Annotated in this window: 20 protein-coding genes and 1 pseudogene; 17 read left to right on the forward strand and 4 right to left on the reverse strand. The window is 45.9% G+C overall.

What is annotated here, in order from left to right; genetic code table 11:
• Positions 1–8 precede the first annotated feature (8 nt).
• Positions 9–644 (reverse strand): TetR/AcrR family transcriptional regulator, encoded by a 636-nt coding sequence (locus WAE57_RS06910; RefSeq protein WP_086175649.1) that lies wholly within the window; start codon positions 642–644, stop codon positions 9–11.
• Between the two features lie 147 nt (positions 645–791).
• Between WAE57_RS06910 and WAE57_RS06915 the strand changes: the two genes are divergently transcribed.
• The 8 genes and pseudogenes from WAE57_RS06915 to WAE57_RS06950 all read left to right on the forward strand — a co-directional run.
• Positions 792–1,964, forward strand: coding sequence for an isovaleryl-CoA dehydrogenase (locus WAE57_RS06915; protein WP_337709512.1), 1,173 nt, complete (start codon positions 792–794; stop codon positions 1,962–1,964).
• 35 nt (positions 1,965–1,999) lie between these two features.
• Positions 2,000–3,601 carry a carboxyl transferase domain-containing protein gene (locus WAE57_RS06920; RefSeq protein ID WP_237787392.1) on the forward strand — a complete coding sequence of 534 codons (1,602 nt, stop codon included), beginning with the start codon at positions 2,000–2,002 and terminating at the stop codon, positions 3,599–3,601.
• Positions 3,602–3,612: 11 nt separating this feature from the next.
• Positions 3,613–4,407, forward strand: coding sequence for an enoyl-CoA hydratase/isomerase family protein (locus tag WAE57_RS06925; RefSeq protein WP_337709515.1), 795 nt, complete (start codon positions 3,613–3,615; stop codon positions 4,405–4,407).
• 19 nt (positions 4,408–4,426) lie between these two features.
• Positions 4,427–6,421: an acetyl/propionyl/methylcrotonyl-CoA carboxylase subunit alpha gene (locus WAE57_RS06930; protein ID WP_337709517.1), complete on the forward strand. Its 1,995-nt coding sequence runs from the start codon at positions 4,427–4,429 to the stop codon at positions 6,419–6,421.
• On the forward strand, positions 6,418–7,320 hold the full coding sequence (locus WAE57_RS06935) for a hydroxymethylglutaryl-CoA lyase (protein WP_337709519.1): 903 nt from the start codon (positions 6,418–6,420) through the stop codon (positions 7,318–7,320). The genes WAE57_RS06930 and WAE57_RS06935 overlap by 4 nt, the downstream gene beginning before the upstream one ends.
• A gap of 101 nt (positions 7,321–7,421) precedes the next feature.
• Positions 7,422–8,126, forward strand: a complete 705-nt coding sequence (locus tag WAE57_RS06940; protein WP_337709521.1) for a CoA transferase subunit A — start codon at positions 7,422–7,424, stop codon at positions 8,124–8,126.
• Positions 8,127–8,128: 2 nt separating this feature from the next.
• Positions 8,129–8,767: a CoA transferase subunit B gene (locus tag WAE57_RS06945; RefSeq protein WP_237787387.1), complete on the forward strand. Its 639-nt coding sequence runs from the start codon at positions 8,129–8,131 to the stop codon at positions 8,765–8,767.
• A gap of 42 nt (positions 8,768–8,809) precedes the next feature.
• A pseudogene (locus WAE57_RS06950) lies at positions 8,810–8,986 on the forward strand (DUF4198 domain-containing protein); the annotation flags it as partial.
• Between the two features lie 91 nt (positions 8,987–9,077).
• On the opposite strand, the gene WAE57_RS06955 reads toward WAE57_RS06950, so the two are convergent.
• From WAE57_RS06955 to WAE57_RS06965, 3 genes are all read right to left on the reverse strand, one after another.
• The gene (locus tag WAE57_RS06955) at positions 9,078–10,406 is read right to left on the reverse strand and encodes a DcaP family trimeric outer membrane transporter (protein ID WP_337709524.1); all 1,329 of its coding nucleotides are present in this window, start codon (positions 10,404–10,406) and stop codon (positions 9,078–9,080) included.
• 108 nt (positions 10,407–10,514) lie between these two features.
• A complete protein-coding gene (locus WAE57_RS06960; protein ID WP_337709526.1) occupies positions 10,515–11,885 on the reverse strand; it encodes an aromatic acid/H+ symport family MFS transporter in 1,371 nt (456 codons plus the stop codon).
• A gap of 292 nt (positions 11,886–12,177) precedes the next feature.
• Positions 12,178–13,092 (reverse strand): LysR family transcriptional regulator, encoded by a 915-nt coding sequence (locus tag WAE57_RS06965; protein ID WP_086175659.1) that lies wholly within the window; start codon positions 13,090–13,092, stop codon positions 12,178–12,180.
• 115 nt (positions 13,093–13,207) lie between these two features.
• Between WAE57_RS06965 and WAE57_RS06970 the strand changes: the two genes are divergently transcribed.
• From WAE57_RS06970 to WAE57_RS07010, 9 genes are all read left to right on the forward strand, one after another.
• Positions 13,208–14,317: a muconate/chloromuconate family cycloisomerase gene (locus WAE57_RS06970; RefSeq protein WP_337709529.1), complete on the forward strand. Its 1,110-nt coding sequence runs from the start codon at positions 13,208–13,210 to the stop codon at positions 14,315–14,317.
• 21 nt (positions 14,318–14,338) lie between these two features.
• Positions 14,339–14,629 carry a muconolactone Delta-isomerase gene (gene catC / locus WAE57_RS06975; RefSeq protein WP_086175661.1) on the forward strand — a complete coding sequence of 97 codons (291 nt, stop codon included), beginning with the start codon at positions 14,339–14,341 and terminating at the stop codon, positions 14,627–14,629.
• Between the two features lie 139 nt (positions 14,630–14,768).
• The gene (gene catA / locus WAE57_RS06980; protein ID WP_337709533.1) at positions 14,769–15,689 is read left to right on the forward strand and encodes a catechol 1,2-dioxygenase; all 921 of its coding nucleotides are present in this window, start codon (positions 14,769–14,771) and stop codon (positions 15,687–15,689) included.
• A gap of 81 nt (positions 15,690–15,770) precedes the next feature.
• Positions 15,771–17,159, forward strand: a complete 1,389-nt coding sequence (gene benA / locus WAE57_RS06985; RefSeq protein WP_337709535.1) for a benzoate 1,2-dioxygenase large subunit — start codon at positions 15,771–15,773, stop codon at positions 17,157–17,159.
• On the forward strand, positions 17,156–17,647 hold the full coding sequence (gene benB / locus WAE57_RS06990) for a benzoate 1,2-dioxygenase small subunit (protein WP_086175664.1): 492 nt from the start codon (positions 17,156–17,158) through the stop codon (positions 17,645–17,647). Before benA ends, benB begins: the two co-directional genes overlap by 4 nt.
• A 90-nt stretch (positions 17,648–17,737) precedes the next feature.
• A complete protein-coding gene (benC, locus tag WAE57_RS06995) occupies positions 17,738–18,754 on the forward strand; it encodes a benzoate 1,2-dioxygenase electron transfer component BenC (protein WP_337709540.1) in 1,017 nt (338 codons plus the stop codon).
• A gap of 27 nt (positions 18,755–18,781) precedes the next feature.
• Positions 18,782–19,567, forward strand: coding sequence for a benzoate diol dehydrogenase BenD (benD, locus tag WAE57_RS07000; protein ID WP_337709542.1), 786 nt, complete (start codon positions 18,782–18,784; stop codon positions 19,565–19,567).
• A gap of 57 nt (positions 19,568–19,624) precedes the next feature.
• Positions 19,625–20,854 (forward strand): benzoate/H(+) symporter BenE, encoded by a 1,230-nt coding sequence (gene benE, locus WAE57_RS07005; RefSeq protein WP_337709544.1) that lies wholly within the window; start codon positions 19,625–19,627, stop codon positions 20,852–20,854.
• Between the two features lie 20 nt (positions 20,855–20,874).
• A complete protein-coding gene (locus WAE57_RS07010) occupies positions 20,875–21,546 on the forward strand; it encodes a 3-oxoacid CoA-transferase subunit A (RefSeq protein WP_300046250.1) in 672 nt (223 codons plus the stop codon).

Below are 21,546 nucleotides of genomic sequence, written 5' to 3' on the forward strand. Positions count from 1 at the left end.
TTGTGTGCTTATGCTGCTGAATTTCCCTCCTGTCGACGTACTGCGTTAACACAAAAATCGGCAATCTGTGTGACAAAGTGATCCTTATACTTCTGATCAAACATTACATTACGGGATGGATTCAAAGGTTCAATCACCACAAAGGTCATGGCACCCACCACGCCCAAAGCTACGGTATTTAAATCTTCAAATTCGAACTCTCCGTTCACCTTCCCTTCGGCCAGAATCTCCTTAATACTTTGTTTGATCAGCTGTTTACTGCGAAAACGCTCATGTTCCATTTCCGGATCGACCGGCTCGAACATCAGTGAATACGCCAATTGGGGGCTGTTCATGGCACGCTTCACAAAAGTTGTAACAGATTTTTGCAATTTCAGTTTTGGCGACAAATCTGACCCGGCAATATGGTTCAAAATTCCTACTTCATGCTGAATCGCTGCTGATAAAACCTCAATCAAAATCTGGTTTTTGTTTTCGAAATATCGATAGACCAGCCCTGTAGAAACGCCTGAACGTTCTGCAATCGCCTGAATCGATGCCTCCTTAAAGCCCCCTTGAGTAATCAGTTCACGAGCAGACTGTAAAATCGACAAGCGATTTTGTTCCATTCGTTCCTGCATCAGTGATGATCTTTTATAACTCATAAAATTATTCTCAACAAGATAAAATGAATTGTAAATCATTTTGTGAATATAGGTTCACTTTTTTAATTTTTCGTTGTATGTTAAAAAACAAGCACAACAAAAATGCTTTTTTGGACACAACAAATATAACCTCAGGATGGATGAAGAATGAATTTACAAAGCTTGGATTTCGGTTTGGATGAAACTCTTATTGCGCTTCGTGATTCAGTGGCCGCTTTTTGCGCCAAGGAAATTGCCCCTATTGCCCAACAGGTTGACCGTGACAATGAATTCCCTGCTCACCTTTGGAAAAAATTTGGCGAGATGGGCCTGCTCGGCCTCACTGTGAGTGAAGAGTATGGCGGTTCGAATTTCGGTTATCTGGCACACATTATTGCCATGCAAGAGATTTCGCGTGCTTCAGCATCCATTGGTTTGTCCTATGGCGCACATTCTAACCTATGTGTGAATCAAATTAATCGAAATGGTAATGAAGAACAAAAGCAGCGTTATCTGCCAAAACTGATCTCGGGTGAATATGTCGGTGCGCTAGCGATGTCAGAACCAAATGCTGGCTCGGATGTCGTCAGTATGAAGCTTAAAGCTGAAGACAAAGGCGATCATTACCTGCTGAACGGTGCAAAAATGTGGATCACCAACGGTGGTGATGCTGATGTATTGGTGGTGTATGCCAAAACGGATTTGCAGGCTGGCGCAAAAGGCATGACCGCGTTCCTGGTGGAAAAAAATATGCCAGGTTTCAGTCACGGCACGCATTTGGACAAACTGGGCATGCGTGGTTCCAATACCTATCCCCTGTTTTTTGACAATGTTGAAGTACCAAAAGAAAACGTACTCGGTGGTGTCGGCAATGGTACCAAGGTGCTGATGAGCGGCCTGGACTATGAACGCGCAGTTCTAAGTGCGGGTCCACTGGGTATTATGGATGCCTGTATGGATACCGTGATTCCTTATATTCACGACCGTAAACAGTTTGGTCAGGCACTCGGTGAATTCCAGCTGATGCAAGGCAAAATTGCCGACATGTATTCAACCTGGCTGGCATGTAAAGCCTTGGTGTATGCAGTCGGTGCTGAATGTGACAAGGCAGATCATCGCCGTAGCCTGCGTAAAGATGCGGCCAGTGCCATTTTATATGCTGCTGAAAAAGCTACCTGGATGGCCGGTGAAACCATTCAGACTTTGGGTGGTAACGGTTATATCAACGAGTTTGCTGCCGGCCGTTTATGGCGTGATGCCAAACTGTATGAAATTGGTGCCGGCACTTCAGAAATCCGCCGCATGCTGATTGGCCGTGAACTGTTTAATGAAACAGCCTAAACCTTAATAATCAGAATAAAACAAGGATGTTCGTCATGAATCAGTTACAGAGCAAGATCAATATACGTAGCGAAGAGTTTAAGACCAACCAGAATGCCATGCTGCAACTGGTGGATGACCTTAAACAGAAAGTCGAAAAAATTGCCTTGGGTGGTGGAGAAACTGCCCGCCAGAAACATCTGGATCGCGGCAAACTGTTACCGCGTGAACGGATTAACCACCTGATTGATCCAGGGACTGCTTTTCTGGAAATTGGTCAACTGGCTGCCTATCAGGTTTATCAGGATGATGTACCTGCGGCTAGCGTTATTGCTGGTGTGGGTCAGGTCAATGGTGTGACCTGCATGATTTTAGCCAATGATGCCACCGTTAAAGGTGGAACCTATTATCCCCTCACCGTGAAAAAGCATTTACGTGCGCAGGAAATTGCCGAACAGAACCATCTGCCATGTATTTATCTGGTGGATTCTGGCGGTGCTTACCTGCCTTTACAGGATGAAGTTTTCCCAGATCGCGATCACTTTGGCCGTATCTTCTACAATCAGGCACGTATGTCGAGTCAAGGCATTGCCCAGATTGCAGTGGTGATGGGTAGCTGTACTGCCGGTGGTGCGTATGTGCCTGCGATGTCGGATGAAACCATTATTGTACGTAATCAGGGTACGATTTTCCTCGGTGGCCCTCCTCTGGTCAAAGCTGCGACGGGTGAAGTGGTTTCCAGTGAAGATCTGGGTGGCGGTGATGTACATACCCGTCTCTCTGGTGTGGCCGATCATCTGGCGGAAAATGATGAACATGCCATCGCAATTGCCCGCAATATTGTGGCCAATTTAAATAAGAAACCAAACAAGACCGCAGATGAAATAGAAGCGCCGCTGTTTGACAGTTCGGAACTGTACGGCATTGTACCAAGTGATGCCCGCAAGCCTTTTGATATCCGTGAAGTGATTGCCCGTATTGTTGACGGTTCACGTTTTGACGAGTTCAAGGCCCGTTTTGGTACCACACTGGTGACCGGTTTTGCCAAACTTTACGGTATGCCGGTCGGGATTATTGCCAATAACGGGATTCTGTTTTCCGAGTCGGCACAAAAAGGCGCGCATTTTATTGAGCTGTGTACCCAGCGCAATATTCCGCTGATTTTCCTGCAAAACATTACCGGTTTTATGGTCGGTCGCCAGTATGAAAATGAAGGCATTGCTAAAAATGGCGCCAAACTGGTGATGGCAGTAGCCACAGCCAATGTTCCGAAACTGACTTTGGTGATTGGCGGTTCTTTCGGTGCCGGTAACTACGGCATGTGTGGCCGTGCCTACTCGCCGCGCTTTATGTGGACCTGGCCGAACTCGCGTATTTCGGTGATGGGCGGTGAACAGGCCTCCAGCGTATTGTCTACCTTAAAACGTGATCAGATTGAGCAAAAAGGCGGAACCTGGTCAGCTGAAGAAGAAGACCAGTTTAAGCAACCGATTCGTGACCAGTACGAACGCCAAGGACATCCTTACTATGCTTCAGCGCGTTTATGGGATGACGGTGTGATTGATCCTGCTCAATCGCGTGAAGTTTTAGCTTTGAGTTTGGCCGCAGCCCTCAATGCACCAATTCAGCCAACCAAATTCGGCGTGTTCCGCATGTAAGAGGTGACAAAATGGATTATCAATTTTTACAGCTCGAACAGCAGAATCAGGTCGCCACGGTCTGGATTAACCGTGCTGAATTGCACAATGCTTTTAATACTCAAGTAATTGAAGAGCTGCATGCCTGCTTCCAGTCTCTAAATGACCGTGATGATGTACGTGTGGTGATTCTGGCGGGTCGAGGCAAAAGCTTCTCCGCTGGTGCTGACCTGAACTGGATGAAACAGGCCGGTCAGGCTTCACAAGCAGACAACGAAGCAGATGCTCTAAAACTGGCTAAAATGCTGCAAAGCCTGGCAACCTTGAAACAGCCGACCATTGCCCGTGTACATGGTATTGCCTTCGGCGGTGGTATGGGTCTGGCATCGGCTTGTGATATTTGCGTGGCCAGTACCGATGCCAAGTTTGCCACCTCTGAAGTACGCTTAGGTCTGGCTCCTTCAACCATCAGCCCGTATGTGATTCGTGCGATTGGTGCCCGTCAGGCTTCACGTTATTTCCTGACGGCCGAACGAATTTCTGCGGAACAGGCCAAAACCATTGGACTGGCGCATGAAGTCACCACACCAGAACAGCTCGACAGCAAAATTGATGAGATTGTTGAAGCACTTTTACTCGGTGGCCCAGCAGCACAGAACGCCTCAAAACAGCTGATTCAGCTGGTCGATCAGCAAGTCCTGACCGAAGATCTGCTGCTTAAAACAGCACAGCATATTGCCCATGTTCGCCAGGGAGATGAGGCGAAAAATGGACTGAATGCATTTTTAAACAAACAAAGCCCGGCCTGGATCAAGACCACGGCATAACAACAAGAAGGATCGTACGATGTTTGAAAAGATTTTAATTGCCAACCGTGGTGAAATTGCCTGCCGTGTGATTCGTACAGCGAAAAAGCTCGGGATCGCCACCGTTGCCGTATATTCCGATGCTGATGCTCAGGCACAGCATGTCAAACTGGCCGATGAAGCGATCTATATTGGTGAATCGCCAGCAGCTCAAAGCTATTTGCAAATTGAACGTATTATTCAGGCAGCCAAAACGACTGGTGCTCAAGCGATCCATCCGGGCTATGGCTTCCTCTCTGAAAATGACCAGTTTGCCCTGGCCTGTCAGGACAATAATATTGTCTTTATTGGTCCACCCGTCGATGCCATTTTGGCGATGGGTCTGAAAGCGACCTCTAAGGCATTGATGGAAAAAGCCGGTGTACCTTTAACCCCAGGTTATCATGGCACCAATCAGGATGCCGACTTCCTGAAACAGCAGGCAGACAATATTGGTTATCCGGTACTGATTAAAGCCAGTGCCGGCGGTGGAGGTAAAGGCATGCGTCTGGTGGAGCGCAGTGAAGATTTTCTGAGTTCGCTTGCTTCATGTAAAAGTGAAGCACGTTCCAGTTTTGGCAATGAAGATGTGCTGATTGAACGCTATGTGATTCAGCCGCGCCATATTGAAGTACAGGTTTTTGGTGATACCCACGGCAATTATGTGCATCTGTTCGAGCGTGATTGTTCGGTGCAACGCCGTCACCAGAAAGTACTGGAAGAAGCCCCTGCACCAAAAATGCCAGAACATAAACTTGAAGCCATGCGTCAGGCTGCAATCGATGCTGCGCGTGCAGTCAATTATGTCGGTGCCGGTACGGTAGAGTTCATCGTTGAACAGGATGGCACGGCTTATTTCATGGAAATGAATACCCGTTTGCAAGTTGAACATCCGGTGACCGAAATGATCACCGGTCAGGATCTGGTGGAATGGCAACTCCGCGTGGCTTTCGGTGAGCCTTTACCGAAACAGCAACACGAATTGCAGATTCACGGTCATGCACTTGAAGCGCGTGTTTATGCCGAAGAGCCAGAAAAAGGCTTTATTCCTGCGATTGGTCAGATCAGCTATTTACACTATCCAGCGCAAAATGACAGTGTGCGTGTCGATAGCGGCATTGTCGAAGGTGATGAAATCAGCACCTATTATGATCCGATGATTGCCAAACTGATTGTATGGGGTAAAAACCGTGAAGCGGCCTTGACCCAGATGCATCATGCACTGGGCCAGTTCCATGTTGATGGCTTAGGAAATAACATTGCATTTTTAGATCGTCTGGTACTGTGTGACTCATTTAAAAATGCACATTTGGACACAGGCCTGATTCAGCGTGAAGAAGATTTCTTACTCAAGCCTTCTACTGAAATCAGTGCCGAGTTGGTGGCCAGTGCTGCATTGATTGAACTGCTGTCACGCCAAGCGCAAAATCCTGTTCCGAGTAATCCGGTCTGGCAGCAGAAGCCGTTCTGGCGCCTGAACCAGCAAAATGCATATACAGTACAATTGCAACGCAATGGCATTAATCTTAAAGTTCAGTTCAGCACTCAGGATCAAGGCTTTGTGGCCAACTACAATGGTCAGCAGATTCAGCTTCAAGGTCAGTTCATTGATGCGCATACTTTAGCGCTACAACTGGCGGGCAAACAGCAAAAATTGGCCTTTAGCCAGACTGAACATGGCATTACCCTGTTCCACAATGGTCAGACGCATAAATTCGATTACCTCAAGCCTGATTATCATCAGCATGATGATCAAGGGACAGAAAACAACCTGACTGCACCAATGCCGGGTGTGATCACGCAAGTGCTGGTGGCTGCCAATGACAAAGTCAAAAAAGACGATGTGCTGATGACGCTGGAAGCCATGAAGATCGAATATTCGATTCGTGCACCGCATGACGGCATCATCGCAAGTTCATATTTCCAGAAAGGTGATCAGGTTAAAGCGGGTGATGAGCTAGTTGAATTCCAGTCGCTGACGGAGGAAGTTGCATGACTGATTTCGTCAAAATCGTAGAAGTCGGACCACGCGATGGCCTGCAAAACGAAAAAACACCTTTAACGCTGGATGACCGTAAAAACCTGATTCTGGATCTGATGAAGACCGGCTTGCAGGCGATTGAAGTCGGTTCATGTGTTTCGGCGAAATGGGTACCGCAAATGGCAGACAGCGATGCGCTATTTGCCAGCTTGCCCAAAGACCCGAACATTCAGTTCAGTTTGCTCACGCCGAACCTGAAAGGTTTTGAATCGGCGCTGGTTGTCGGTTGCAAGGAGGTTGCGGTTTTTACCGCAGCTTCTGAAAGCTTTACCCGTAAAAATATCAACTGCTCGATTGATGAAAGCTTTGAGAAGTTTTCGGATGTGATGGCAACCGCCAAAGCCAATGATATCAAGGTTCGCGGTTATGTATCCTGTATGGTGGACTGCCCTTATGAAGGCGCAATTGATCCGAAGCAGGTGGTTAAAGTCACGCAGCGCTTACTGGATATGGGCTGTTATGAAGTGTCTTTGGGTGAAACCATTGGCACGGCCACTCCGGATCGGGTAAAAAACGTCTGGGATGCTTGCTTAGCTCAGATAGATGCCAAAGTTTTGGCAGGTCATTTCCATAATACCTATGGCATGGCCATCGCCAATATTTACCAGTCGCTGTTGCAAGGCATTCGGGTATTTGACTCTTCCATTGCTGGTCTCGGTGGCTGTCCCTATGCCAAAGGTGCTTCAGGGAATGTTTCGACTGAAGACCTGTATTACCTGCTCTCCAAGATGGGCTATGAAACCGCTATTCAACTGGATGCCCTGATGCAGGCCAGCCGTAATATCAGTACGGTCTTACAGCGCAATAATCCGTCCAATTATGCCAATGCCTATTGGCAAAAAGCGTGTGCCTAATAATAGAAATACCCGGACACTATACAAGTTCTCAAGGATATAAATCAGCAGCTCTCTCACCTAAAAGAGACCTGCAAGAAAAGAATAAATCGAGGTGACAAATGTCAAATAAAGTTTATGACAGCGCAGAGGCCGCTTTAGACGGCGTGGTTCAGGATGGACATACCCTGGCAGTCGGTGGTTTTGGTTTATGCGGTATTCCGGAAGCCCTGATTGCGGCCTTAAAGGAAACTGGCGCGAAAAACCTGACCTGTATTTCCAACAATGCCGGTGTCGATGGTTTTGGTTTGGGAGTTTTACTGGAAACCAAACAGATTCAAAAAATGATTTCCTCCTATGTCGGTGAAAATAAAGAATTCGAACGTCAATACCTGAGTGGCGAACTGGAAGTTGAACTGACGCCTCAAGGGACTTTGGCTGAAAAATTACGTGCCGGTGGTGCAGGCATTCCGGCTTTTTATACCGCGACTGGTGTAGGTACTGTGATTGCCGAAGGCAAAGATATCCGTGAATTTAAGGGCAAGTCTTATATTTTGGAAGAATCCCTGACTGCCGATGTGGCCTTGGTCAAAGCCTATAAGGCCGATAAAGCCGGCAATCTGATTTTCCGTAAAACTGCACAGAACTTTAATCCGGTCTGTGCCATGGCCGGCAAAGTCACCGTTGCTGAAGTAGAAGAAATTGTCGAGATTGGTGAGCTTAATCCCGATGAAATTCATCTACCCGGTATTTATGTGAACCGAATTGTCTTAAATACCCAACCGGAAAAACGTATTGAACAGATGACCTTAAAGGCGGAGGCTTGATCATGGCTTGGACACGTAACCAAATGGCGCAGCGCGCCGCACAAGAGCTTGAGGATGGTTTCTATGTCAATTTGGGCATCGGCCTGCCAACGCTGGTTGCTAACTATATTCCAGAAAACATCAACGTCTGGCTGCAGTCCGAAAATGGCTTGCTCGGTATTGGTGAATTTCCAACAGCTGATACTGTGGATGCTGACCTGATCAATGCCGGCAAACAGACAGTCACTGCCCGTAAAGGCGCATCTTTCTTTTCCAGTGCCGACTCCTTTGCCATGATCCGTGGCGGTCATGTCAATATCGCCATTTTGGGGGCCATGGAAGTGTCTGAAAATGGCGATCTGGCCAACTGGATGATTCCGGGTAAAAAAGTCAAAGGCATGGGCGGTGCCATGGATCTGGTCGCAGGCGTGCAAAAAGTCGTGGTCTTGATGGAACACTGTGCCAAAGATGGCACAGCTAAAATTGTTGCGCAATGTAGCCTGCCGCTCACCGGCCAAGCTGTGGTCAACCGGATTATTACTGATCTCGGTGTACTGGATGTCACCCCCAATGGTATTCAACTGATTGAACTGGCACCGGATGTGAGTTTTGAGGAAATCCAGAAAGTCACCGGTGTGCCTTTGCTCCGAAACGCAGCCTGATTTTCCCAGCCCTTAAAATAAAAATTTTAAGGGTTTCTTTATGCCAAACGTGAACAACCGCAAGCCAAAGCCAATACTAAAGGTGAAGTCGAAATTAAATTCGAAAAAGCCGGTATCTATTTAATGACTGCGTCTTATCTGGAAGCAAATCCGGATGACACGAAAAAACCGGCAACGGATAGTTTTACTTATGGCTTGACTGTTGAAGTCACTGAATAATGTTTATAGGTAGATAAAATCTAAAAATGATTCATATAAGAAAGCCCCTATTTGAGAATAGAGGCTTTCTTATATGAATCGCTATAGAAGATTAAAAGTTATAGATCGCTACAACATTCAGGCGGTTATCTTCACCGGTTTTACTGCCGTTTGGTGCGGCACCAAAGGCTTCACGTTCACCATAGACGTATTCAAGGCCAAAACTTAAAGGCTTGGTTGGGCTATAGAAAACATTTGCCCATGCCTGCCAAAGTTCTTTGTTGGCTTTGGTTTTGTCTGCAAGAGCGGCAATATAGTTTTTATCTTCTTCAAAACTCATATAACCATAACCTAGTGTACCGTGCAGTTTGTCACTGAATTTTTGAGTCACACCGACCATAATTGAATCAAATTCACTTTGAACGAGACTACCATCTGTCCGGGCAACTACACCGCTATTGGTAAATGATACGAAGCTGCTGTCCCCTTTCACATGGTAGTAATCAGCTTTTAGGGTTGTTCCCGGCACCACATCATATTTGGCACCCAAACCTACGCCCCATGCCATTTCTTCTGCAGAATTGATACGCTTTTCATGGCCCATCGCACGTGCGCTGACGTTCAAGCTATCGGTAAACTGGTGATTTAAACGTGCAGTGAGTGCAGGTAAACGCTGGCTCACGGTACTGTCTTTAGGATCTTCTGCTGCAACAACTAAATTGGTTTGTGGATTAAATTTAGCGGTATAACGAACTTGCGGTGTACGTTTTACAGCACCACCAACAAAAGCTAAAGCATCAATCGTTTCTGGCATATAATCTGGAATGGCAAAGTTTGACCATGTTTGACCCATTAACCAGTTTCCATAATTTAAGTAGGCATGACGAATGCGTAAATTATCAAAGTTAGATCCGCCTAAGAAATCCACTTCAATTTTACCCTTCACTTCCTGCTCAGCAGCCTGGGTTTTAAAATCCAGGCCTAAACGCGTGGCGGATAAAGTTGATCGTAAACGGTCACTGTTTTCACTATTTCCCTTCAATGCAACAGCATTAATGTGGTTATAGGGCAAATCTCTGCTCGTGCCTTCCACTTGATAGGATGCATCTAAACGCACATTACCATATAGATTAAACTCGGCACCTTTGGCAGTTTTTAGTACAGGGTTCGCTGGTGCGGCTGCAGCACTACGTTGTACGTTAGCAATTGCAGTTGCAGTTTGTGTATTTTGTACTTTTTGCTGCTCAACCAAACTGCGTAAAGCTTGAACTTCTTGTTTAAGTTGTTCAATTTCATTTTTCTGCTGGGTTTGTGCTTGAGCTGCAACACTCATGCCACCCATACTTAATGCAATCATGCTCATCATGAGCGTACGCTGCATTGTTGGTCGAACTGTTGTAACTTGTAAATCAGTTGTTTGGGTTAATGTTTTCACGTTCATCCTAAACTCGCTTGTTATTGTGCGATCAAATTTTAGCAACAGCTCACCATCGCTTACGATAGCGAGCTATATCATTGATGACAGTAGGTTAATAAAAAGGTAAAGAAATTATTGAGTTGCTTTTTGCGCAACTGGATTGTTGTTCGCAATAGACTCTGTAAGATTTTTCGCATCTACAGAAGCTTTTAAGTTCACCATGAAGATTGCTAACGCCGCAATTACACCTGGAATCGCAATAGCCAAGAAGTTCATTTGGTGCGGTAAATTCATGGTTAATAATGCACCTGTTAATACTGGTCCAACGATTGCACCAATACGACCAATACCTGACGCCCAGCCCATACCTGTAGAACGTACAGTTGTTGGGTAGTACTGTGCTACAAAAGTATATAACAAGATTTGTGAACCAATGGTTGCTGCACCTGCTACTGCAATTAAGGTATACAACACGATTTGTGGGCTATTGAAACCAAGTAAAATTAACGCCGCTGAACCGCATACAAACATAATCGTGAGTACTTTTTTGATATGGAAACGGTCAGCCAATGCACCCCCACCAATCGCGCCAATCATGCCGCCAATGTTCAAGGCAAACAGGAAGATCATACTTGCACCAAGTGAGTAACCTGCTTGGATCATCAATTTTGGTAACCAGCTGCCTAATGCATACACCATCAGTAAGCACATGAAGAATGCAATCCAGAACATGAAGGTACTGAAACTACGGCCTTGCTGGAATAACGCTTTGAGTGGAGCTTCGTCGCCTTTTAACACATCATTCAGGACAAATTGCGTATCTTTTTGAATGCTGAGTTGAGGCGCAATTTTCTGGATAATGCCATGCGATTTTACGGTCTGATTTTTCGCAGTTAAATACATCAACGATTCAGGCAGGAATATCCAGATCACCGGCAAAAGTAATAATGGCGCACCGGCAAGAAGGAACATGATTTTCCAGCCAAACTGCGGTACCAACCATGCACCCAATAATGCAGAGGACATTCCACCAATCGCATAACCACTAAACATCAGCGCAACGAGCGTGCTGCGGATACGTTTTGGTGCATATTCGGTCATGAGGGCGACCACGTTTGGCATCACGCCACCAATTCCCAAACCTGCCAAGAAGCGAAGAATACCGAACTCAGTAGGGTTGCTGGCAAAAGAACCTAAAAAGGTAAAGCCACTGAAAAGTGTTACACAGATCATAATGGTTTTTTTACGGCCAATTTTATCGGACAGGGTTCCGAAACTCATGGCACCAAACATCATGCCAAATAATGCGGTACTGGCCAGTAAACCCGCCTGTACTGTATTGAGTGCCCATTCCTGCATTAACAATGGTAGCGCTACTCCGTAAATCACCAGATCATAACCGTCAAAGATAATGATCATCAGGCACCAGAATAATACGCCCCAATGAAATGGTGTAAATTTTGCTTCATCAATCAATGTATTGATATTTATCTTATTGGACATGTTTCACCTCCTAATTGTGAAATCCTGTGAATGACATCACAATGCAGAAAATGCGAAAAAATGTCCAAAACCGATTGCATATATATTCATACCTTAAAAGTTGTCTGAAAGCGGTGCAATACTTTAAAGATATCTGCAAAGGGCATTAATCAAGCTAAGTTCTTTTTTTATCATTCTTTTTATAAAAAAAAATGCAGCGCATTACACCGGGTAGGATGAGCCTGCATAATGAAATGAGATGCCGCTGATTTTTTCAGCCAGTCAAAAAATTGCGATGAATGGCGCTCGAAATTCAGATTATGCTACGGTCATAGGCAATGGCTTCCAGGTCATAGACCTGATAAATACAGTCAAATAGTGAACGGATATGCTCACTTTCATCCATGCTGCGAATGGCCAGAAAAATGGGGCTAACCGCGGCATCATCCAGTAAGGGAATATAATGCAGATGCGGTAACTGAATGGTTTTGGCACTTTCCGGGACAATGCAAATCCCTTCCCCTGCAGCTACCAGACCCAGAGCCAGCTGGATTTCACGCACTTCCTTCAAACTTTTTGGATCTAGACTATATTCTGAAAACAGCGATCTGACCTGGGTGGAAAAATTCGGTTTGGGATGGCTGGGATACAGGAACAGGTTTTCATCCACAATATCAGTCAGGAAAACTCCCTTTTTATGTTGCACGAGCGGATGGCTGGCATGCATGGCGACCATTAGCGGTTCTTCACGTAAAAGGATCCGTCTCACCGCAGGATCAGAAATTCGTAGTCGACCAAAGCCTACATCTATCCGCCCTTCTTTAAGTGCTTGAATTTGATCTTTGGTGCTCATTTCAATCAGTTCAATTTTTAAATGGGGTTGTTGCTGACGAAATAAATACACTATTTTCGGCAATAAGCCATAAAGCAGCGAACCGACAAAACCCATGGTTACGGTTTTTTCGACCATCCCCACCCGTTTGGTCATGGCTTTAATTTCTTCTGCATTAGACAAAAGTTTAACCGCATGCTGATAAAAGAATTGCCCGGCTTCAGTGGTTAATAATGGTCGGCTACCCCGCTCAAAAAGCTGAATTCCCAGCTCTGCTTCAAGGTTCTGTATCTGCCGGCTTAAAGGTGGTTGAGCAATAAACAGTTTTTCCGCCGCCTTGGTGAAACTCTGCTCTTCTACGACGGCCACAAAGTAGCGTAAATGTCTCAGTTCCATGATCTTCCATACCTTTAAAGCATATTAAAATGCAAAATTGATCTTAGACAGTGAATATCTATTCTTTTAAGGTATATCACAAGAGATACACAAAGCAAGATTGAGAAGCTCAAAGATGTATAAATCCATAGAAACGTTGCTTGTCGAAATTCCAACCATTCGCCCACACAAGATGGCGGTAGCGACGATGCAGACCCAAACACTGGTACTGGTAAAAATCAGCACAGAAGATGGTTTTGTGGGTTGGGGTGAAGCGACAACCATTGGTGGACTAGGCTACGGTGACGAAAGCCCGGAGAGCATCAAGACAAATATCGATACCTATTTTGCGCCTCTATTGAAAAGCTTAACAGGGCTAAACGTTGCGCAAACTGTACAGACTTTAAAAAAGCATATCAATGGCAACCGTTTTGCAAAATGTGCCATTCAAACAGCCTTACTGGATATTCAGGCACAGCGTCTCGGTATTCCTGTAAGTGAACTGCTTGGCGGTCGTTTACGTGACAGCGTGCCGGTACTTTGGGTATTGGCTTCTGGCGATACCGAAAAAGATATTGCTGAAGCGAAGAAAATGATTGAGGCCAAACGCCATAACATTTTCAAGTTGAAAATCGGTTCACGTGCAGTCGAAGCCGACGTTGAGCATGTACTGGCCATTAAAAAGGCGCTAGGTAAAGACATTTCTATTCGCGTCGACGTTAACCGTGCATGGTCAGAGTTACAGGCCGTTAAAGGCATTCAGCTGTTGCAAGATGGCGGCGTGGACCTGATCGAGCAACCCTGCGCAATTGACAACATTGATGCCATGCAGCGTCTGACCCGTAAATTTGACATTGCCATTATGGCTGATGAGTCGTTGATGGGACCACAAACTGCATACCAGCTTGCCAAGTGCAACGCGGCATCAGTATTTGCAGTCAAAGTCGCGCAGTCTGGTGGACTGATGGAAGGCTGTGTGGTTGGCAAAATCGCCCAACTGGCTGGAATTGACCTGTATGGCGGCACCATGCTGGAAGGTCCTGTGGGCACGATTGCATCTGCGCACGTGTTCTCGACTTTTGAAAACTTGGCGTATGGCACAGAGCTGTTTGGCCCTCTGCTACTCACTGAACAAATTTTAAAAACCCCGCTTCAATACCAGAATTTTGAACTTGCCCTTCCAAAAGGTACTGGTTTGGGTATAGAGCTGGATGAAGACAAGATTGACAACTTACGTCGTCACTAATTGAAGATCAAGGAGTTTCAAATGCTTTTCCAGGTACGTATGGACGTGAACATTCCACTGGATATGCCAGCGGAAAAGGCCAATGAAATTAAAGCAGTTGAAAAGGCTTATTCACAGGATTTACAGCGCCAGGGTAAATGGCGACATATCTGGCGCATTACCGGTCAGTATTCCAACATCAGTATTTTTGATGTGGAGAGCAATGAAGAACTGCACAACATTTTGCAGGGTCTTCCGCTTTATCCATACATGAATATCGAAGTGATGGCTTTAAATCGTCACCCTTCTTCAGTTCGTGACGATGACAGCTGATCAATAAACTGGAAAGGGAACTAAATATTCCTTTTCTGTAAACAAAACGTAGTTCAAACAAGGAATGTGGCAGCCAGTGCTCTCAAAACAAACACTGAGAAACTAGCCACCCAAAGGTATACTTCCAAGGAGTAGTAAAATGGATCGTCAAACCATTGAAAATGTAGTTAAAGCTTGTAACGTGGACACTTCTGAAGGTCCAGTAGATGCGCGTTTACAACAAGTTGTTGTTCGTCTAGTAACTGACTTCTACCAAGCAATCGAAGATCTTGATCTTAGCCAGTCTGAAGTTTGGAAAGGCGTTGAAGCACTTATCGATATGGCTAAGGCTGATGAGTTTGCCCTTTTAGGTTCTGCAATCGGCCTGGAACACTTCCTGGATCTTCGTGCTGATGAAGCTGACGCGAAAGCAGGCTTGACCGGCGGTACTCCTCGTACCATCGAAGGTCCTTTATATGTAGCTGGCGCACCTGAATCTGTAGGTTTCGCTCGTATGGACGATGGTACTGAAGAAGGCAAAATCGCAACACTCATCATCGAAGGTAAAGTAACTGACACTGATGGTGAAGTGCTTTCTGGTGCTAAAGTTGAAATGTGGCATGCGAACAGTAATGGTAACTACTCTTACTTCGACAAGACTCAATCACACTTCAACCTTCGTCGTACCATCCTTTCTGATGAAAATGGTCACTACACTGCGCAAACCACTATGCCTGTAGGTTACGGTTTGAACCCGGAAGGTCCGTTACAACACATGTTGAACAAACTTTCTCGTCATGGCCAACGCCCTGCACACGTTCACTACTTTATTTCTGCTCCTGGTCACCGTAAGTTGACAACTCAGTTCAACATCGAAGGCGACAAGTACCTTTGGGACGACTTCGCATTCGGTACACGTGAAGGCCTGGTTGCAACTGCTGCAGACGTTACTGATGAAGCTGAAATCGCACGTCGCGGTTTGAAAGGTCCTTTCAAACACATCCAGTTTGACGTTGTACTTCAAAAAGACAAAGAAGGTGCTCCTTCTACTGAAGTTGAACGTCGCCGCGCAAGCGCTTAATGACCTCATGATAGGAAATCGAGATGTCAGTTTAATGACATCTCGGTGACTTGCCCAAAGTTGGACAGTCGGAGAACGGACATGCCTCGTATCCCAGTAATTAACACCAGCCATCTTGATCGTATTGATGAACTTTTAGTTGACGATTTTGAAAGTGGCGAATTTAAGCTTCACCGTTCTGTATTTACAGATCAAGCCCTGTTTGACCTAGAGATGAAATACATCTTTGAAGGCAACTGGGTTTATTTGGCTCATGAAAGCCAGATTCCAAACAACAACGACTTCTATACTACTTACATTGGTCGTCAGCCAATCATCATTGCACGTAACCGTCAAGGTGAACTGAATGCAATGATCAATGCCTGTTCTCACCGTGGTGCACAATTGTGCCGCAACAAGAAAGGCAACAAAGCGACTTATACTTGTCCATTCCACGGTTGGACTTTTAATAACTCTGGTAAGTTGTTAAAAGTTAAAGATCCGGCAGATGCAGGCTATTCAGACTGCTTCAACAAAGACGGTTCGCATGACTTGAAAAAAGTAGCCCGTTTTGAAAGCTATAAAGGTTTCTTGTTTGGTAGCTTAAACCCGGACGTTCCTTCACTGGAAGAATACCTGGGCGAAGCGACTAAAATCATTGACATGATCGTGGGTCAGTCTGATGAAGGTCTGGAAGTGTTACGTGGTTCTTCGACTTATACCTATGAAGGTAACTGGAAGTTGACTGCTGAAAACGGTGCCGATGGTTACCACGTGTCTGCTGTACACTGGAACTACGCTGCAACAACTCAGCAACGTAAAGAAAAAGAAGCGGGTGACAATATCCGTGCGATGAGCGCAGGCTCATGGGGCAAACAAGGCGGTGGTTCTTACGGCTTTGAACACGGTCACATGCTGCTTTGGACTCAATGGGCCAACCCGGAAGACCGTCCAAACTTTGCCAAGAAAGATGAATATACCGAGCAATACGGTGAAGCGATGGCGAAGTGGATGATCGAACGTTCACGTAACCTATGCCTCTATCCAAACGTGTATTTCATGGATCAGTTTGGTTCACAAATTCGTGTATTACGTCCTCTTTCTGTCGATAAGACTGAAGTGACCATTTACTGTATCGCACCTAAAGGTGAAGCACCGGAAGCACGTGCACGCCGTATCCGTCAGTACGAAGACTTCTTTAATGCATCAGGTATGGCAACCCCAGACGATCTTGAAGAATTCCGTGCATGTCAGGCGGGCTATGCGGGTATCGCACTGGAATGGAACGATATGTGCCGTGGTTCTAAACACTGGATCCAAGGTCCGGATGATGCTGCGAATGAAATCGGTTTAAAACCAAAACTGTCTGGTATTAAAACTGAAGACGAAGGTTTATACCTGGCTCAGCACCAGTACTGGTTACAACTGATGAAAAAAGGTATCGCAACTGAAAAAGAAATTGCAGCATCAACTGAAGGAGAAAACGCATGAGCGACATCACTTTAGAAAAAGTTGCGCAGTTCCTGTATCAGGAAGCCCGCTTTTTAGATGATGAGCAATGGGATGACTGGTTAAAGTGCTACGCCCCTACTGCATCTTTCTGGATGCCGTCATGGGATGATGATGACAAGCTGACCACAGACCCACAGTCTGAAATCTCTTTGATTTATTACCCGGATCGTCAAGGTTTGGAAGACCGTGTGTTCCGTATTAAAACTGAACGCTCGTCTGCAACCATGCCAGACACACGTACTAGCCACAACCTCAGCAACATTGAAATTGTTGAACGTGATGGCGACAAGGTAACGGTTCGTTTTAACTGGAATACTTTGAGTTTCCGTTACAAAACCAACTACAGCTACTTCGGTATGTCACGTTATGTGATCGATTTTTCAGGCGACAAACCACAAATTTTAAGCAAGTACGTGGTGCTGAAAAACGATTACATCAATCAGGTCATTGATATTTATCACCTCTAAGACTGTTGATACAGCAAGGTAAACCCTTTCAGCTATATGGAAATTTGGCTGAAAGGTTCAGTTTTAAAGATTAATATAGGATATTCAGCCATGTCAAACTTAAATGTTGCTCTTCAATTTGAAGATGGCGTTACACGTTTTATCAGTGTCGTTCAAGGCGAAACTTTGTCTGATGCAGCATACCGTCAAAAGATCAATATTCCTTTGGACTGCCGTGATGGTGCTTGTGGAACGTGCCGTGCGTTTTGTGAATCAGGTTCGTATGACATGCCTGAAGAAACTTATATTGAAGATGCATTAACCCCTGAAGAAGCAGCTGAAGGCTACATTCTTGCATGTCAGTGTAAACCGACTTCAGATGCAGTATTTCAGATTCAGGCCACTTCAGATGTCTGCAAAACCGAAATTCACGCCTTCGAAGGTACTTTGGCTCGCGTCGAAAACCTGTCTGACTCGACCATTACTTTTGACATTCAGCTCGATGAAGGTCAGCCAGACATACACTTCCTTGCCGGTCAATATGTCAATGTCGGTATTCCGGGCACCACTGAAACCCGCTCTTACTCATTCAGCTCTAAACCGGGTAACCGTTTAACCAGCTTTGTGGTACGTAACGTTCCTAACGGCAAAATGAGTGAATTCTTAAGCCAAAATGCCAAAGCAGGCGACAAAATGACCTTCACCGGTCCATTTGGCAGCTTCTACCTGCGTAATGTCGCTCGCCCTGTATTGATGTTGGCAGGCGGTACGGGTATTGCGCCGTTTATGTCGATGCTGCAAGTGCTGGAAGAAAAAGGTTCAGAACAGCCAGTGCGTCTGGTGTTTGGTGTCACCAATGACTTCGATCTGGTTGCACTTGAAAAACTGAATGAACTGCAAGAAAAATTCCCGTGGTTTGAATACCGCACCGTGGTGGCAAATCCGGAATCTGCACATGAGCGTAAGGGTTATGTGACTGGTCATATAGAAAACGAATGGCTGAATGGTGGTGATGTCGATATCTACCTGTGTGGTCCAGTCCTTATGGTCGAAGCGGTTCGAGGCTGGTTAGAAGCCGGTAGTGTTAAACCTGCAAGCTTCCTGTTTGAAAAATTCTCTGCCAACTAAGTTTGAGCTACTGAGCCGGAGAATCAAATGAATCATGTACAAAGATTTGAAAATAAAGTTGTTATCGTAACCGGTGCCGCACAAGGCATCGGCCGTGGCGTGGCATTGCAAGTAACCAGCGAAGGCGCTCAGGTTGTGCTAGCCGATATATCCGATTATGTAGAAGAAACATTAGCAGAAATTGAAGCACAAGATGGTGATGCAATTATCGTCAAAGCCAACCTGGAAACCTTTGCAGGCGCAGAATCGGTAGTTGCCAAAGCGATTGAGACCTATGGTCGTGTTGATGTGCTCATCAACAACGTCGGTGGTGCGATCTGGATGAAACCCTTTGAAGAATTTTCTGAAGAAGAAATTATCAAGGAAGTGAATCGTTCACTGTTCCCAACCATGTGGTGCTGCCGTGCGGTGTTGCCTGAAATGATCAAGAATCAGCAAGGTACCATTGTCAACGTATCTTCAATTGCCACACGTGGCATTAACCGTGTGCCGTATTCAGCATCTAAAGGTGGTGTGAATGGTTTAACCGCTTCCCTCGCCTTTGAACATGCCAAAGACGGGATTCGTGTCAACGCTGTTGCGACAGGTGGAACAGAAGCCCCTCCACGCAAGGTGCCACGCAATGCCAATCCACTTTCTGAATCTGAAAAAGACTGGATGCAGCAAGTGGTTGATCAAACCATTGACCGTACCTTCCTGGGACGCTATGGCACGATTCAGGAACAAGTCAATGCCATCACTTTCCTGGCATCTGACGAATCGTCTTATATGACAGGAACAGTGGTTCCAGTTGGTGGTGGTGATCAGGGCTAACCCCCGATCATAAACGTGGTACAGGATCATTGATTTATCAGCATGGAGGCAGTAGCAATGACGACCCTGTTTAAAAGCTTAAAAGATGACTGGTCTATGTCAGCAACGGTTGCAGGATTTCTAGCCGTGCTGATTTCCTATTCCGGGCCGTTGATCATCTTTTTCCAGGCGGCACAAAAAGCCAATGTTGACCCCAGCATGATGATTTCATGGATCTGGGGAATCTCCATTGGTGCAGCAGTTGCTGGGATTTTTTTATCAATCAAGTACAAAGTCCCGGTCATCACCGCCTGGTCAGCGCCCGGCACGGCACTGCTGGTCACGCTCTTCCCCAATATTTCTTTAAATGAAGCGGTCGCTGCCTATATCACGGCCGCTTTGGTAATTCTTTTTATTGGTTTGACAGGCTATTTCGACAAGCTTTTGAAATGGATTCCCCAATCCATTGCAGCGGGCATGATGGCCGGGATTTTATTTCAATTTGGCTTGGGACTGTTCACCGCTACAAACAGCATGCCCCTGATCGTGTTTGGCATGCTACTGGTTTTTTTAGTATCCAAGCGCGTAAGTCCACGCTACAGCATGGTTTGGGTACTGCTTGCAGGGGTTTTACTCAGTTTAGTCCTCGGCAAAATGAATCCAGTCACTGTTGATTTCAGCCTTGCCATTCCGCAGTGGATTAGCCCTGAATGGTCAATCAATGGCATGCTCAATCTGGCGATTCCACTGATCTTGGTCAGTCTTAGCGGGCAGTTTTTACCAGGTATGGCCATCATGAAGCTTAGTGGTTATGACACCCCGGCCAAACCGATCATTACAGTCACCAGTATTGCTTCATTAGCGGTCGCCTGTGTCGGCGGGATTACCATTGTTTTGGCATCCATTACCGCAGCCTTGTGTATGGGTAAGGATGCACATGAACTTAAAGAAAAACGCTATATCGCCGGGATTGCCAACGGCATTTTTTACATTCTAGGCGGTTTATTTGCCGGTAGCATCGTGATGTTGTTCAGCTTGCTGCCGAAAGAGCTGGTCGCAGCATTGGCCGGCTTGGCTTTGCTGGGTGCAATTGGCATCAATATCACAACCGCCATGAAAGATGAAAGCGAACGTGATGCAGCCTTAATCACTTTTTTAGCTACGGCATCCGGTATGCATTTCCTCGGATTGAGTTCGGTGTTTTGGGGCATTTGTATCGGTCTCGTCGCCCATCTTTTATTAAGCAAACCCAAAACAGGTCCGACAGTGTCCAACACTGTTTCCCTCTCCCAAACTGAAACTAAATAATTTTAGCGTTAGGAACGATTATGATCGATAAAAGCGTGGCTTCATTAACGGAAGTCCTCTCTCAAATTAAAGATGGTTCGACCATTATGATTGGCGGTTTTGGTACAGCGGGTCAGCCGGCAGAGCTGATTGATGGCCTGATTGAGCTTGGCATCAAGGATCTGGTTATTGTGAATAACAACGCTGGTAATGGCGATTACGGCCTGGCCAAACTTTTAAAGACGGGTGCTGTGCGCAAGATCATCTGTTCTTTCCCGCGTCAGTCTGACTCTTGGGTGTTTGACGAACTTTACCGTGCCGGCAAAATCGAACTGGAACTGGTTCCTCAAGGTAACCTGGCTTGCCGTATTCAGGCTGCTGGTATGGGCTTGGGTCCAATCTACACGCCTACAGGTTTCGGAACATTGCTAGCTGAAGGTAAACCGACCCTGAACTATGAAGGCAAAGACTTCGTTTTAGAAAACCCGATCAAGGCGGATTTTGCCTTAATCAAGGCCCATAAAGGCGACCGTTGGGGCAACCTGGTGTACCGTAAATCTGCGCGTAACTTCGGTCCGATTATGGCGATGGCAGCAGACGTGACCATTGCTCAGGTATCTGAAGTGGTTGAACTGGGTGCACTGGATCCTGAACACATCATCACCCCGGGAATTTTTGTTCAACACGTTGTTCAAGCTAAACCTGCACAATAA

It is taken from the genome of Acinetobacter sp. NS-4 (genome assembly GCF_037402435.1).
In the GTDB taxonomy this organism is placed as follows: Bacteria; Pseudomonadota; Gammaproteobacteria; order Pseudomonadales; family Moraxellaceae; genus Acinetobacter.